A 15,236-nucleotide genomic window follows, 5' to 3' on the forward strand; every position below is an offset into this window, starting at 1 on the left:
ATATGCCAGCATACACCATGCCGGGTTTGATGACCGGGCAAAATACAAACGATATCGTTAAAAAATTAGTCGAACTTGAACGTCGGCCCATCAAAAGATGGGAAACCGAAAACGAATATTCCAAGGCTCAGGTCCAAATTTGGGGAGAGGTCAAAAACCTAACCACAAATCTCCAAACCAAAAGTCGCGCCCTTGTCTCCTTTACTGCTCCTTTTGCCACCAAATCTGTCTCTTCTTCGGAAGAAGGGGTGATTACCGGAGAGGCCTCTCGTGCAGCAAAGTCGGGAAATCGGGCTCTTGAAATTACAGAAATGGCAAGCAAACATCAGTTATCTGGTGTTGCTATCGATACAGACATTCGTATTCCAGAAGGTAGTTTCACAATCTACTCCGGGAAATCCAAAGAAACAGTCACCTTTCCTGGTGGGGGCCTTACGGAACTCACAAACTCCATTAAAAATATGGCGGGTGGTCTTGCTGAAACTTCTATTATCAAAATTGATAAAGACTCATCCATTCTCACGGTAACTTCTATAAAGACTGGTAAAAAGAATGAACTTCAATTTTCCGATCCGAATGGAATTTTGAAATTGGCTGGTCTTGTTGGTGAAAACAAAGCCGGTGGAGAAGACACCAAACAATTATTATCTTTAGATATTTTAAAATCAAAAGTATGGGAACCGACAAAGTTTAAAAAATCCGAAACAGAAACGGAGAAGTTGGTTCAAACAGAAGAAGGGATCACAATCAAGGCGGACACTGCTTTTTCTGTTCCGATTGCTGTGACCGAAATTAAAGAAAGAGCCTTTGTTGAAATTGAAATTATTGGGGAAGCTCCTGCTGTAATGGAGCTTGGAATTGGTTTTGAAAAAGAGGGTAGTGTTCGCAATAAATTCCTACCTATATCTAAAACAGAATCCAAATATATTTTCCCTGCCGGTGATTATGCTAGTGATAAAAATCTAACAACGATCATTCTTTCCAATGCAGCAACCACGTCGATCCTTATCAAATCTGTGACTCTTGTCACTCCACCTGCTCCAGGAACTGCGGAACCACTGAAAGTTCTACAAGAAGGGAAAGATCTTAAAATCAAAATTGACGGTGTAGAAATCACTCGCGAAACAAATGATGCCATCGCCGATGTTTTGGAAGGGATCTCTTTTAATGTTCACAAAGTCACAGAAAAACCTGTAACTTTAAAAATCCATGTCGATCACGCTAAGGGTTCAGCTCTGATTAAAGAATGGGTAGATGCTTATAATGAACTGATGAAGTTTTCAAAGGAAGTGACTTCCGTTGAAAAAAACGGGAAAATTTCTGATAAAAAAGAAAGTGATGATTCCAAATCTGCGGACATCTCCAGAGATTTTTGGGACAACAAATCCAAATCAGGAATCCTTGCCGGTGAAAATGCAATTTTAAGATTGATTGCTTCTTTGAAAACAACAGCTAACTCGTATTATCCGGCAACTAAGGAAAATGGATTTCGAGTGCTTACAGACATTGGAATCTCTACAGGGGCAGTGGGATCCAATTGGGAAAAAATCCAAGACGGTCTTTTACAAATTGACCAAGAACGCCTCATCGCTGTTCTTTCTGAAAATCCGGATGGGGTTCGTGACTTATTTGCATCCGATCCCAATAATGATGCGAAGATGGAAGAAGGTGTTGGGATTCGATTATTAGAAATCTTAAAACCTTATAACCAATATGCTTCTGGAATTGTCACAAGCAAAGTGAAACTTTTGGAAGAGAGTGTCGCAGGGAACAATAAAAAAATCAAAGAACATGAGTCTCATCTCATAAGTTTTGAAGCCAAACTGAAACAACGATTTCTATACATGGAACAAGGTGTAGGGAAAAACAAATCAGTTGGGAACTATTTACAGAATAATATGTTTAGAGGTAACGGTGGGGAATGATGAATATTTATATCAACGAACAACAATTAGATACTAAACTGGATGGCGAAACAAACCTCGGTCAAGTGTTGGATGAAATTCAAAAGTGGATTGAATCCAATGGAAAATATCTTCGTCATTTTACCGTAAATGGTAAAGAACTGAATCGTTCCGATCTGAATACAGTGGGTGTGGATGAAACAGAACGTCTGGATTTATTTGTTGGTGAAGAACTGGATGTGATCGAAGATAGCCTTTGGGAAGTAGACAACTACGTAGATAAGGTGGGAAGTACACTTGTTGGTCGTGATTCTCTGACGGAAAAAGAAACAGAGGATTTAAAAGAAGGAATTCCTTGGATCATTTCTATGATCCAAACTACAACAAAAATTCTAAATTTAAATCTAACTCTCATCCAACCCATGGGAAAAGGCAAAAACGTAGAAGAAATTTTAGAATCTTTATTAAATGGATCAGAAGTTTTAGATTCCACAAAAACCATTGAAACCTTTTTAGAGGACCTTCGTGATGTAAAACTTTTTCTTATGGATCTAAGCACTCGTCTTGCTGTGATGCGAATGGACGAAAGTGAACTGATCGAAATCATCACTCGTTTTGTAGACGATAAAGAAAAAGTCATCAAAGACTTTATGTTGGTAAACGAAAACTTCCAATCTGGAAAAGACCATTTGGCTTCTGAGATTTTGAATGATGCTGTGGGACGATTGACAGGTCTTATGTCAGCTCTTGTTTCCGTTCAAACTCGACATTCAGAGTTGGATTGGCAAACTCTTGCTATCGATGAAAAAAAGTTATCGGATGTAATTGGCCAACTTAACGTAACACTATCTAACATTGCTTCTGCGATGGAAAAAAACGACATTGTTTATGCAGGTGATATCTTAGAATACGAACTTCCTGAGTTACTGGATGCGTTCATTCCTTTTCTTTCACTTGTCTTAGAAAGAGTTACTGTTTAGAGATTGGGTTCTTTGGGGAATCGGGCAGAAATCCGGTTCCCGAGCCCAAACAAAACTCCCACCAAAAACACCACCCCTCCCCAAATCAAATTTAGATTCCAACCTAGGGATTTTTCATACATAGGATCCGACCAAGTCCAAACTCCATAAAGTGATAGGATGAGTCCGAGGATCATAAACAGAACTGCCAGAATGGATGATAGAGAAATCATGGCGAAACTTTAGCCGAAGTTTGTGAGAGATACAAGTAAATATTTAGCAACCAAACCGTTGACAGAATGTTTGTCCCAAGTTTTCTTTTCGGATATGGCTTTGTTTTTGGATTTGGACAATACCCTTTTGCCTTCGAAGGCGGCATACGAATTTGCCATTGGCGAATGTGCGAAAGATTGGAAAGAACGAAAGTTAGGTGGTGATTTTTTTTCTTTGTATGAATCGGCCAGGAAAAAAGTAAAAAACCAACTAATCGGTCATAGTTCCAATCGACTCAGATTGTTATGTTTTAAATTGATGATGGATGCATTCAAAAAACATCCCGTCGAAAATCAAAAAACAAATAGTTCGGAATCAAAGTCGACAAACGATTTCCAAACGAAAGACATTGCCGATGTTTTGTGGATGGAAGAAAGATACCACTTCCATTTTTTATCTTATTTGAATGCAGAAGCAAAAAAAGAAATCTACCAAACCAAACTATTTCCAAAACTTGTGGCCTTATCCAATAAAGTTCCGGTATTTTTGACAACGAATGAAACTTTGAGAACACAACTCTTAAAAGTGTCTTCTTTTTTGCCAGAACAGTTCCGTTTTACACTCATTACTTCGGAAGAGGTTGGATTTGAAAAACCAACAATAAAGTTTTTTTCTTATGTATTAGAAGTTTCTGGGGAGAATTCAGAAGACTGTATTTTACTCGGTGATAATTGGGAAGATGATGTACTCGGTGCGAACCGTCATGGAATCGCTAGTATTCATATTCCGAATATGTGGGGAGAAGGAGATGTGAAGGAATACCCATCCGATACTCCGGCGCCGATTTGGACGGCACCGAGTACGGTCGCGGCTCTTGAATTTGCCGAGTTATGGTTTCTTAAGCGTCAGAAATAAAGTGTTATTCCAGTTGATCTTTCCAAAACTTACAGCAAAGATTAGTTTTGTAAAATAATAATAAGCTAACTTTAAATAGACGGCAAGTTTGCTTTTACTACCCGATACAGAAAGGATAGGCATAAGTACTTTGTATTTGGGATCCGTGAACCCGCATTGTTTTCCAAGGTTAGCTAAAGTATACATTTTGTAATTGTTTACATGGTCTTTGGCTTCTAAGTAGTGAACTCCTTCTTGCATCCCTTTTAGTTTCACCTTTAGATTTGCTTTGGCAAGTTGGATGGGAAAATTCGGAGTTTGTAAAAAAAGAATCCCACCGGGTTTCAGCAGTCCGTGTAAGTAAGTGAGTAGGGAATGAGGTTTGGGAATGTGTTCGATCACATCCCATAAAGTGATGATATCAAAACTTTCTTTGGGTAGTTTGGAATCTTGGACAAGACCTGCATAAACTGTTTTCATACCATTTTGTTCGTTGGCAAATTTGACAGCTTGTTTGGAAATTTCATACCCTACAGCCGACCAACCTGTTTTTTTTGTAAGCACAGCTTTCACAAAAAATCCAAGGCCACAACCGACATCCAGAAGGTTTCCTTTCTCTGATTTTAAGTATGTGGAAATAAAATCAGAATACACTGCTCGGTGGGCATCGTCCCACCATTTTAAATCATAAGTTTGTTCTGCCCCATCCCAATAACCTTCGTAATGTTCTTCTTGTTCGTAAGAGGAATATACATGTCCACAGCTTTTACATTCTAAAATTGGGGTTCCATTTTCATTGAATACGGTTTTGGACTCGGAAGATTGGCAAAGGATACAAGATTTCATGGTCTATGAGTCAGTCTAATCCATGAGAACAAGGGTCAAACCAAAAACCTTGATCCGGCTTGCCAACATCCATGGCAAAAAAAACATGGGGTGAGATAAGAGAGGGACTGATGAAAATTAACTTCACCAAAATGGAAGGAATTGGAAATGACTATGTGTATATCGATGCTACTAAAAACGATATTCGCCTGAGTCCTGAACAAATCCAAAAACTATCCGACCGCAATTTTGGAATCGGTGGTGATGGGGTGATTTTTATCCGTAACTCAAAAACGGGCGAGTTCCAAATGGACATGTACAACTCTGATGGAAGTTCTTCAGAGATGTGTGGGAATGGAGTTCGTTGTGTGGGAAAATTTGTTTTTGACCACGGCCTTACTAAAAACCAAAAACCAACCATTGAAACAGGAAAGGGAGTCCTCACCCTCGACTTAAAAACCGGAAACAATGGCAAGGTAGAAATGGTCACTGTCGACATGGGAGATCCTATCCTCAAACCATCGCTTGTTCCTATCGTATGGAAAGGGGACGAACCAGTCATCAACCAAGTGATTGAAGTCCAAGGAAAACAATATCATTTTACGGCTGTTAGTATGGGGAACCCACATTGTGTGATTTATGTGGATGATGCCGATGCTTTCCCAGTTCGGGAAATTGGACCACTCATTGAAAACCATCCATTATTTCCAAGAAGGGTGAATGTAGAATTTGTATCTGTTCGTGGAAAAGACCATCTTTACCAAAGGACTTGGGAACGAGGAACAGGAGAAACTTTAGCATGTGGAACCGGTGCTTGTGCTGTGACTGTCGCCTCTATCCTAAATGGAAAAACGGGACGGTCTGTGAAGATTGATCTTAGAGGGGGAACTCTCCATGTCGAATGGAAAGAAAACGGATCTGTGATGATGACAGGACCAGCCAAAGAAGTATTTTCTGGTGAAGTAGAAATTTAGATCAATTACAATTAGGCAAATCCAATCGGCCTATGTGCCGATTTTTCTTTCAACTAACTAGTGTAATTTGAGTCAAGTTGTCAATTATGACAATCAAAAAGGTTGGATTATTTTTTTAGATAGTCGACTTTTTGTAATTCACCCATTCTGCGTTTGGTTTCGTTGGAAACTTCCACCATACCTTTGTCAAGCGGTAGGTGGGCATAGTTCTCATATTTGATGACTTCACCGAACACTACATTGATCTTTTTGTAAACCACTCGACGTTTGATATCACAAACTTCTTTGGGCATACCCATAAAGGCACGAACCAGTGGTGGGATCGGATAATCCGTAACCGTTTCTTCGTCTGGAATGATGACAGTGGGTAAGATATCTACTTTGTTCCGAAGGCTAAAGGCAGCAAATCCAGAATGAAAGTTGGCTAGGGGGGCAGAAAAATCGTTTTGCACCATGTAGTCATGGCCTTCAGGAAAAATTCCAAGCACATCCCCATTTTTGAAGACTTGTTGTACCTTTTTGATGCTGGCCATAGAGATATTACCATCGATGGCCATGGGAATGGTTCCTGTTTTTTCTACCAAATCTTTGAAAAGGGGAATCCGAGTGGTATACTCGGCGGCAATCCAAGAAATGAATCTTGGAAACACAGAACCAATCACAAACGGATCCATATCACTTCTATGATTACAAGTGAGGATGAGTTTGCCATTGGGGACAATGTTATGGTAACCGTAGACAGTTGTGTTTACCGCCAAATTAAAGAACGGAGTGACAAACTTTTTGATGTTCTCAACATTCTTTTTGATTTGGTCTACGGTGTTTTCCATTTCATTCTCCTAATATTTTTTGCCACCAAGACTTGGTAGAGGGATCAGTGTTTGGATTTCTTGGTTCTTGGCCCACTCCACTGCCTCCATTGGACTCTCTTGGATCATTTGTGAGTGGGTTCTCTCTACGTTTTTTTCCTAAATGAGGGCTTGGTACGGTTCTTTTTATCTCTTCCAACTCTTTTTGAGCAGATACATTCGTTTTTAAAAATGCACGGATCTCATCCCATTGGGGATCAAAATCATTTCCGTACATGGCATAATTCATAAGATCAATACGATCAAAATCGGGCATGATCAAGATTGAAAGTGATGCCCCGACAAATTCAATCCAATTTTTATTCGGGCACTCCAGAATGGGGGAGGGCAGTTCCGAAAATAATAAAGTGAGAGATAGAATCGAGTCCAAGAGACATAAGATCAAAAAAACAAACCAGAACACATCCTTGTTGCCACCAAATGTCGTACCCTTCCCCGTACTCCCCAATAAAGAGAAAATTTTCCATCTTTGTGAAGATTTGTTTTGCGAGCCGGGTGAGGAACAGGAAGCATAGAAATGATGCCAAAACGACTTGTCTTATTAGTTATATTTTTCCTTGTATTTCAGAACTCCATGTGTTTGAAACTTTGGACTGTTTCTTCTAAATACCGAACCACAGAAGATTCCAGAGACCACAAAACCTACCAGAAAACACGTAGTTATCTAAAGGCAAAACAATGGTTGGAATACAAATTGGATCCGGAACTTTCTAAGATTGAATCAGAGAACCAAGAAACCGGAGAAATCAGAGGGATTGGTCTTATTAAATGCTATGTTCCTTATGGAATTGGGGAAGTGGATGCGAATGAACATGAATTCGAATACATTGTAAAAATCCGAGATGGTCATGCTGACTTCCAAGTGAACAAAATCTTTTCTTTCATTCGCGATCCAAACGATATCATTCTCAATTATGGACCAAAAAACGAAAAGGTAGCTAAGATCACCATCCGTTCTTGTTTTAGGCCACTGATGGATGATTTTTTTGAATTTATCAAATAAAGAAAAGATTAATATCCGAGCGGGTTTCCCACTGTGGAACCCGTGGAACCGTAAGTGTTGGTTCCTGTTGCAGAATCCGTCATTCCATGGTAGTTAAGATTGTTCGAATTGCTACTGTTAGTGGATGATCTGGAAGAAGAATCTGATGATCCTGATTGGGAAGCTCCACCTTGAGTCCCATCTCCTTCCAATAGATCCAGAATATCTTGAGTGTTTACCAACTTAATCTCGTTACACGAAAAAAGTAAAAAACTAAACATTACAATGCCAAGGGTAAACTTCATTCCATTTCCATTCTGAATGATTTTGGAATCCGGTTCAACCATTTTATTCACCCAAAGAATAGGAATAAATTCTCTCTTTGGTTTCTCTTCCTTTTAATTCATATTCCCCTTCTGACTGGAGTTTTGAACGAATTGCCTCAGGTAATAGATCAGATGTGTTTTCAGTGAGGAGTAAGGTTTTTTTTAGACCTTTACAAAGTCCTTCCACTCGCGAAGCCGTGTTGACTGTATCACCAATCACTGTAAATTCCATACGATTGGCAGAACCGATGTTTCCCACGAGTAGGCTTCCTGTATGGATTCCAATTCCCATTTTTAGTTCCGTAAGCCCTTCTGATAAAAATTGAGCATTCAATGAGTCTAGGTTTTTTTGCATTTGTAGGGCCGTTGCAAACGCACGTTCGGCGTGGTCTGTCATAGGCATCGGCGTGCCAAACACTGCAAGAATGGCATCTCCAATGAATTTGTTGATAAAGCCACCATGTATTTCTATGGCATTACTCATTTCTTGGAAGTAACGATTGAGGATATATAATACTTCCTCTGGGTTTCTTTTTTCGGAAAGTTTTGTAAAATCTCGCAGGTCAGAAAATAAAATGGAGGCATCCACTACTTTTCCACCTAGACTATGTTCGTTGGAGAGTAAATAGTCGCGAACTCTCGGATCAACAATCCGACCAAAAGTGTCTTTGATCCTTTCTCTTTCGGCAAGACCTTCTGCCATTTCATTTACGGCATCACCAAGTAGTCCTAGTTCGTCGGAACTAAATATTTTAACCCTTGTATCAAACTTTTGTTCTTTGATGAGTTCGGTTGCTTTTTCGATTTGGTTGAGTGGATGTTGTAAACTAGAAGCAAAAGACATCGCAAACGCAAAGGAAAAAACAAGCATAATGGCGATGACTTCAAAGAGAACATCATTATGAACGAGTTCATGAAGGTTAAAAATATTTTGGTTGGTTCGGAGTAAAATTCCAAAGATTAGAAGCACAATTGGAAAAAGAGTAGAAGCTGCCCAAAAGATAAATTGTTTTGTGACAATAGAAAATTGTTTTCCATGAGCATACTTTCCGAGGCCCCCTTCAGGAAACACACAAGGAATGATCAGGAGTTTGTTTAAATAAGTAGTTGTGGCGTAAGAAAAGGCAAAGGCAAATAGACCCCAAAATCCAAACAAAATGGAAACTGTAACAATACTTTGGTGAGGTGCATTGGGGAATAAGGTGTCGATACGACATACACTTAAAAAATTTGAGAGTTCCCAACCAATAAATCCTAATATACTAATGGTGAGTGGGGAATGAACAATTCGGTGCCTTGCTCTTTCTTCCGAGATAAAGTTACAACCTTTGGTGGAAAAAAGAAATTTAGCAATCGGTAGGCTATAAAAAAACAAAATGAGAGTGATGATGGGAAAGGGAGCCCATGTAAACGTCGCCAATATTAAGTCTTGTTTGATTTGTGTTGCTTCGAATAAAGCTAGGAATTGATCCGGCAAAAAGGCGGATGCTGTGTAATTAGCAAATAACAGCGTAAACAAACAGGCACAAAAAGGTACAATAAAGTAAATTAATAAAAATGCAATGAATTGGAGGGTACGACCTGGTTTCATATAAGTGTTCCTTATAACTTGGATGTTTTTGTATTTCGTTTCAATAAGATTCTTTGGATTTGGATGTGTTTTTCATCACTCAATGGAAAAAATAAAAAGAGGATGGATCCTAAGATAAAAAAGAATCCAACGCCGGGGCCAAAGATCATCGCCAGTCGAAATCCTACATCTGCGGATTGGGTTGGTGCGCCGTTTTGGAATCCAATGGCATCGAGTAAAAAACCAGTGAGTGCAATTCCAAATGCTTGGGAAAATTTAACTCCCATTTTCCAAATACCAAAGTACAATCCTTCTCGTTTTTCTCCGGTTTTGAATTCATCATAATCTACGACATCGGTGAGTATGGAGTCCATGATGAGGATTGATCCTGCGCAGATCCCTCCTACAAAGGCGACAATGAGAGGAGGTCTTAACTCTCCATAGGGGAAAAGGGGATAGGCAATGACAGTAAGAACACCGAGACCAAAAACACCGAGAAAGGCTGGGATTTTTTTACCAACTTTTTTGGAGATCCAAACCCAAAATCCAATGGAAAGGATGAGGATGAGAAAAAAAGGCAAAAGTATATTGATAACCACAATAGATTCTTTGAGTCCCAATCGATACTCATAGTAGTAGAGGGCAATGGCTGAGTTGAATGTTCTCCCTATGGTTGCGATGATAAAGGCAAAGAGTAGGATGAGAAACATTTTGTTTTTTAAAATGGAAGAGAAGGCGGCGAAAAAAGGAATTTTTTGTTCTGTATGATTTCTCGTATTGTCTTTTCCTCGAGTTACAAAAAATGTGATCACGGAAGAAACCAAAATCACCATCGATACAATTTCACCTGCTAAAGTACGAGAGGTGATGATATTTTCCTTTGTCGATTCGTCACCTAAAGATTGTAATATGGCTGCAGGTACAATCATTCCAATCAGCATTCCAATATTACTAAAGAATAGTCTCCATCCAAAAACAGAAGTCCTTTCATTTCTTTCAAAACTAAGTTCACCACCAAGGGCAATATGTGGTACCGAAATGATAGTCATGGCGGTATTTACAAAAAGATACACGGTTAAGAGGTAAACGAACTTACCGAGCTGTGAGGCGAGTGGCGGTGGGGAGAAAAGGAGTAAGACGGCCAAAGAGAGTAAAATCCCACCTAGGAGAATGTAGGGCCTTCTACGCCCCCATTTTGTATGCGTATGGTCAGAAATTCTACCCATCAGTGGATCACTCACAGCGTCCCAAAAAACGGAAATGGATAGAGCAATGCCTGCCAAACTGGAATTCAGTCCCACAATTTCCGTGTAGTATTTGAGTAAGTAAATTTGAGTGAAGAGTTGAACGGCTGTTATGCCGGTTTCTGCCAGTCCATAACCCATTTTTATGGGGAGTTTCAGTTTAGTTTGATTCATTCATGGACTCAAAATATTGGACGGTCGGAGTTTTGATTCTGGACGGAGAAATTTTAGAACTTTTGTTAAATCGTTTGGGAGCTTAAATGGTTTTAGGTAAATAGCGGATTCGGATTAAGGAAATATCGTCAATGACCTGTCCTGAGGATTCAATTTGTTTTGTGATCGCGAGTAAATCACCTTTTGTGGATTCAACAAGTTTCAAAAATACCTGTTCATCCGAATTGATTTCCCATTTTCCTTCTGCATCCAAACGTAACACATCATCCTTTCCATCGGAACCAATGATAAGCACATCTTCGGATTCGAGTTGGAATTCCTTTATGTTTTGGATGGGAGTTGCTCCTAAAGTACCTAGTTTTCGAGAAGAATGATCCGCTTGTAAGTATTCGGCCTTTTCCTTTCTGTACAAAACAATCGGAGGATGTTCTGCATTTAGAAAGAACAACCTCCCTGTATCCTCTTCCAAAAGGCCCATGGTAAGAGATACGAGCATGGTTCCGTCAAAGGCCTCAAAGATCATATGCATTTCTTGAAGGTTTGTTTTTAGCCAGTCTTCTGGGTCGATTAGTTCATAACTTGGATCTGTTTTGGTTCTTTGTACTAGGGATTGGAACACCGCCCCAAAAACGAGTGCACCACCAGCACCTTGCATGGACTTACCCATTGCATCTGCATTGGCAAAAAGCAAAAACTTTCTTTTTTGTAAAATAATAGAGTGGGAGATGTTGATGTCCCCTCCTATGTCATACCTTCGATTTTTGTATTCGAATACTTTTTTCTGACTTACTAAGTGATCCACTTCTAGTTGTGTGCTTTCTACATCTTTAACGGCAAGAGGGCTTAATAGTTGATAGGTGAGAAAGTAGTCTCCATCTTGTTGGATTTTTAATTTACTTATATCTTGTAAGGTCTGATTTAGTTCGTTGGTTCTAAGAGTTACCTTCTCTTCTAATCCTTCATTTAGATTTTTAATTTCCTCATACATTCCTTTCAATTTAGCAATTACTGAATTGAGATAAAATGCTTGTTTGGCGAAATCGTCACTGGATTTAGGAGTGACAAGAACGTCGAAATTTCCTTTGGCAAGTTCCCCTAAGGATCTACTGGTTTCACCAAGGCCTTCGTTTACTGACTTAGCCACAACATAAGAACAAACAATCAGAGGAACGATAAAAATAAAAGAAACAGTAACAATGGGAATCATTGGGTCTTTTACCGCAATTTCACCCATGGCGAGAGAATAAAGGATGTAAGAAAAAATAACAAAGGGTAGGGCGGCCAAACTAAAGAAGGCAACTAGAATCCTTGCAAAATAATTAAACTTAGGAATGTCCTTTTCCTGAAGTTCTATGTTTTTGATTTGAGGAAGATCAAATAGACAACGAATGGAATTTTCAGAAATAAAATAATACGTTACAAAAGAAATCGGTGCAATCATTACAAAAGTAAAAATTGCAGAGCGAGTAACAGAAGGCATATATGCCACTAAATGAAAAAATAAGAGGCTGATGGGAATGACACCAGATAACCAACGTATTACGATTATGATAGCTTCGACTAAGGGATAACGGAATAGAAGAATTTTTACTGATCGGGCATATTCTACTTCTTCTTTGGATAAGGAAGAATTTCCATTGAAAGGGATGGGGATTCTTTCAATTTTTGCATAAACATATTTTAATAATAAGTGGCGAGCAAAAGTACCGAGAAGACCAATTCCAGTAGCAAACACAACACAGAGGGCGATAAAAATTCGCCAGTGTTCAGGTTCCATTTTTTGTGTAATGATAGCATAATACACAGCAAACGGAACGGGAACTGTATGAGTAAACGCTTCGAGTTTTAGGGTTAAATCCCAAAAGATAGTTTCTCGTTTCACGTTCCCACCTGATCCAGCCAATATCGGTTTTTCCATTCTTGGTTCGCAAGGCCCCGAGAGAACTTATGACAAAAAAATCACTATGTCAAGCCAATGCCCACTAGTAACGCGAGAAACTTTAATTTCTGACACAGGTTAGGTTTGGAAGGATTCTAATTTGTTCTTGGATGATTCTAGGTTCCATATGATAACGAATTTATGCGCAAGAACCTACCTGTCACTGACAAAGAAATCGAGTTCCCAGAAGGAACAAAGATCACTTCCAAAACAGATTTAAAAGGAATCATCACTTATGTGAATGCTGATTTTTTGCGTATCAGTGGATACTTGGAAGAGGAACTCCTCGGTGAACCACACAATATCATCCGCCATCCCGATATGCCAAAACTGGCCTTCCAAGATTTATGGGATACCATCAAGGTAGAAAATTCTTGGGTGGGTATAGTCAAAAATCGGACAAAGTCCGGTGATTATTATTGGGTCGATGCCAATGTTTCTCCCATTTACGAAGATGGAAAACATGTGGGTTATATGTCTGTGCGAACTAAAGCGACTAAAGAACAAATTGGCGCGGCTGAAGGTCTTTATACCAAAATCAATGCTGGGAAATGGAAACCAAAAAGAATTGGATTTTTAGAGGGAATGTCCACTCGAACGATTTTTTTGATACAAACTTTTGTTAGTGGATTGTTGCTCGTTTTGTTTTCTCTAAAATCGAATTCGAATTTTCCTTTTTTGAGTGATCCTTTGTGCTTCGGAATGGGTTTTGTTATTTTTTTCCTTCTGGCGGTATTGGGTTTTGGAAAGGTCACGAGAAATTCCCAGTCGTATTTAAGAGCAAAAAAATATTTAGAGAATTTGAATCATGGAAAACTCAAGTTTGATGTGGATATGGAAAAGACCGGGGAACATTCAGAACTTCTTAATTTGATCCGAAAAACGCAGGTAGAATTTCGAGGGATGATTTCTCAACTCATTGGGAATGCTGAAATTGTAAAGTCGCAGATCGCAGGACTGACCCATGCTGTGGAACATATCCACATTGCCTTTCAAGAACTTTCGAATGCCATGTTTACTCTTGCCGATTCTAGTAATATCACTCGCGAAAGTTCCGAAAGTATTTTTCATCAAATGGATTCTTTAAATCACCTAATCAGTAGTATACGATCAGAGTCCAATACAGTTCAGTTGGAATCAACAGAAGCCTATGAGTTTTCTATTTCGGGAAAGGAACGTTCGGATAAAGCCATTGCACAGTTCAACAAAGCCAAAAAACAAATTATCAAAACTTCAGAAACGATCAAAGATTTAGGTGAAAAAACAAAGGTCATTCGAAAGATTACAGAAACCATTGCTGCCATTTCTGAAAAAACCAACTTACTTTCCTTAAATGCATCGATCGAATCGGCAAGGGCAGGAGAGGCCGGAAAAGGTTTTGCTGTGGTTGCCGGTGAAGTGGGAAAATTGGCCGAACAATCGAACAAATCGGTTAAAGAAATCTCTGCTTTTATCGCCGAGTTGACATCTAAAATTTTACAAACAGTGACTGATATCCAAGAAGGACTTAGCGAAGTGGAAGTGGGATCATTGGAGTTTGAAACCGTTCAAGTAGAAATGGATAAAATTCTAAAGAACGCAGAAGAAACCAAAATCAGTGCAGAAAAAATTCACGGTTCCACAGAAGGAACAGAGTCCATGTCGGGTAATGTTTTAGGAAATATAGAAAAAATCCAAACCCAACTGGTTCATACTTCTTCCATCGTTGAAGAGCTGTCAGCTGCTGCCAATGAACAAAAACAAACTATAGCCGCCATTGAAGGATCCATTTCCCATTTGGCCCAAGTGGCGGATCGATTAGATTCGGTCGCCTTTAGATTTCAGTTTTAAAATAAAAAACCCAAAGATGACTTTGGGTTTTCGAATTCAAAATCCAGATGGGATTTCATATAAGTTAGAGAATGGAATGGGTTTGTAACTTTTAGTCTTCTGAATTCCAACCTACAGAATAAATGACTGCTGTGACCGTTGTAAATATTGCATAATAAGCTACCCAAACCCATACGAGAACCGGGGGAGCGAAATTTGTCAAAGACAGTGTCCATAACATGGGGGATACGAATCCAATGATGGAAACCAAAATCCCAACTAAAAATCCACCCACAAGTCCTTGGGGTAGAGAATCTTTCATTAAAGCATAAAGAAATCCAAAAGAAAGCGTGAATACTAAATCGCTGAACACAGGACCTAGCCAAAAAACATCTGTTATGGGAATAAAGAGACCTCTCAAGTTTGGATCAAAGTAAAACTTTGAAAAAAACAACATTCGAAGAGGAATGGAAACGGCTTCCCAAAACGAAAAGGCAAGGAGGAATCGGACCAAAATCCGATTCCATTTTTCTGTATTCAGCGAACTCAAAATC

Annotated in this window: 15 protein-coding genes; 6 read left to right on the forward strand and 9 right to left on the reverse strand. The window is 39.2% G+C overall.

Annotated elements, in window-relative coordinates:
- Nucleotides 1-2: 2 nt before the first annotated feature.
- Together fliD and EHQ49_RS04605 are read left to right on the forward strand one after the other, a co-directional pair.
- The gene (fliD, locus tag EHQ49_RS04600; RefSeq protein ID WP_135576791.1) at nucleotides 3-1,925 is read left to right on the forward strand and encodes a flagellar filament capping protein FliD; all 1,923 of its coding nucleotides are present in this window, start codon (nucleotides 3-5) and stop codon (nucleotides 1,923-1,925) included.
- Entirely contained in the window at nucleotides 1,922-2,884 is a 963-nt protein-coding gene (locus EHQ49_RS04605) for a hypothetical protein (protein WP_135576793.1), read from the forward strand. The genes fliD and EHQ49_RS04605 overlap by 4 nt, the downstream gene beginning before the upstream one ends.
- Here the strand turns inward: EHQ49_RS04605 and EHQ49_RS04610 are convergent.
- Nucleotides 2,881-3,096 carry a hypothetical protein gene (locus EHQ49_RS04610; RefSeq protein ID WP_135576795.1) on the reverse strand — a complete coding sequence of 72 codons (216 nt, stop codon included), beginning with the start codon at nucleotides 3,094-3,096 and terminating at the stop codon, nucleotides 2,881-2,883. The two genes, EHQ49_RS04605 and EHQ49_RS04610, sit on opposite strands and share 4 nt — an antisense overlap.
- A 94-nt stretch (nucleotides 3,097-3,190) precedes the next feature.
- On the opposite strand from EHQ49_RS04610, the gene EHQ49_RS04615 reads away from it, so the two are divergent.
- Complete coding sequence (locus EHQ49_RS04615; protein WP_135577743.1) at nucleotides 3,191-3,991, forward strand: HAD family hydrolase; 801 nt, start codon at nucleotides 3,191-3,193, stop codon at nucleotides 3,989-3,991.
- Here EHQ49_RS04615 and EHQ49_RS04620 read toward each other — a convergent pair.
- Complete coding sequence (locus EHQ49_RS04620) at nucleotides 3,965-4,816, reverse strand: class I SAM-dependent methyltransferase (protein ID WP_135576797.1); 852 nt, start codon at nucleotides 4,814-4,816, stop codon at nucleotides 3,965-3,967. The genes EHQ49_RS04615 and EHQ49_RS04620 overlap by 27 nt on opposite strands.
- Nucleotides 4,817-4,923: 107 nt before the next feature.
- Between EHQ49_RS04620 and dapF the strand changes: the two genes are divergently transcribed.
- Nucleotides 4,924-5,769, forward strand: coding sequence for a diaminopimelate epimerase (gene dapF, locus EHQ49_RS04625; RefSeq protein ID WP_208732180.1), 846 nt, complete (start codon nucleotides 4,924-4,926; stop codon nucleotides 5,767-5,769).
- A gap of 107 nt (nucleotides 5,770-5,876) precedes the next feature.
- On the opposite strand, the gene EHQ49_RS04630 is transcribed toward dapF, so the two are convergent.
- Together EHQ49_RS04630 and EHQ49_RS04635 are read right to left on the reverse strand one after the other, a co-directional pair.
- Complete coding sequence (locus tag EHQ49_RS04630) at nucleotides 5,877-6,578, reverse strand: lysophospholipid acyltransferase family protein (protein ID WP_208729552.1); 702 nt, start codon at nucleotides 6,576-6,578, stop codon at nucleotides 5,877-5,879.
- Nucleotides 6,579-6,600: 22 nt separating this feature from the next.
- On the reverse strand, nucleotides 6,601-6,894 hold the full coding sequence (locus EHQ49_RS04635) for a hypothetical protein (protein WP_135576801.1): 294 nt from the start codon (nucleotides 6,892-6,894) through the stop codon (nucleotides 6,601-6,603).
- 261 nt (nucleotides 6,895-7,155) lie between these two features.
- Between EHQ49_RS04635 and EHQ49_RS04640 the strand changes: the two genes are divergently transcribed.
- Nucleotides 7,156-7,641 (forward strand): DUF4468 domain-containing protein, encoded by a 486-nt coding sequence (locus EHQ49_RS04640; RefSeq protein WP_135576803.1) that lies wholly within the window; start codon nucleotides 7,156-7,158, stop codon nucleotides 7,639-7,641.
- An 8-nt stretch (nucleotides 7,642-7,649) separates the two neighbouring features.
- Here the strand turns inward: EHQ49_RS04640 and EHQ49_RS04645 are convergent, their stop codons facing one another.
- The 4 genes from EHQ49_RS04645 to EHQ49_RS04660 all read right to left on the reverse strand — a co-directional run bounded on the left by EHQ49_RS04645 (nucleotide 7,650) and on the right by EHQ49_RS04660 (nucleotide 12,852).
- Nucleotides 7,650-7,967: a hypothetical protein gene (locus EHQ49_RS04645; protein ID WP_135576805.1), complete on the reverse strand. Its 318-nt coding sequence runs from the start codon at nucleotides 7,965-7,967 to the stop codon at nucleotides 7,650-7,652.
- Nucleotide 7,968: 1 nt separating this feature from the next.
- Nucleotides 7,969-9,537, reverse strand: a complete 1,569-nt coding sequence (locus tag EHQ49_RS04650) for an adenylate/guanylate cyclase domain-containing protein (protein WP_135576807.1) — start codon at nucleotides 9,535-9,537, stop codon at nucleotides 7,969-7,971.
- An 11-nt stretch (nucleotides 9,538-9,548) separates the two neighbouring features.
- Nucleotides 9,549-10,934 carry an MFS transporter gene (locus tag EHQ49_RS04655; RefSeq protein WP_135576809.1) on the reverse strand — a complete coding sequence of 462 codons (1,386 nt, stop codon included), beginning with the start codon at nucleotides 10,932-10,934 and terminating at the stop codon, nucleotides 9,549-9,551.
- Between the two features lie 82 nt (nucleotides 10,935-11,016).
- Entirely contained in the window at nucleotides 11,017-12,852 is a 1,836-nt protein-coding gene (locus EHQ49_RS04660) for a PP2C family protein-serine/threonine phosphatase (RefSeq protein ID WP_425269825.1), read from the reverse strand.
- Between the two features lie 162 nt (nucleotides 12,853-13,014).
- On the opposite strand from EHQ49_RS04660, the gene EHQ49_RS04665 reads away from it, so the two are divergent.
- Nucleotides 13,015-14,703: a methyl-accepting chemotaxis protein gene (locus EHQ49_RS04665; RefSeq protein WP_135576811.1), complete on the forward strand. Its 1,689-nt coding sequence runs from the start codon at nucleotides 13,015-13,017 to the stop codon at nucleotides 14,701-14,703.
- Nucleotides 14,704-14,794: 91 nt separating this feature from the next.
- Here the strand turns inward: EHQ49_RS04665 and EHQ49_RS04670 are convergent, their stop codons facing one another.
- Entirely contained in the window at nucleotides 14,795-15,232 is a 438-nt protein-coding gene (locus EHQ49_RS04670) for a hypothetical protein (protein WP_135576813.1), read from the reverse strand.
- Nucleotides 15,233-15,236: the final 4 nt, after the last annotated feature.

This window comes from Leptospira perdikensis (assembly GCF_004769575.1).
In the GTDB taxonomy this organism is placed as follows: Bacteria; Spirochaetota; Leptospiria; order Leptospirales; family Leptospiraceae; genus Leptospira_A; species Leptospira_A perdikensis.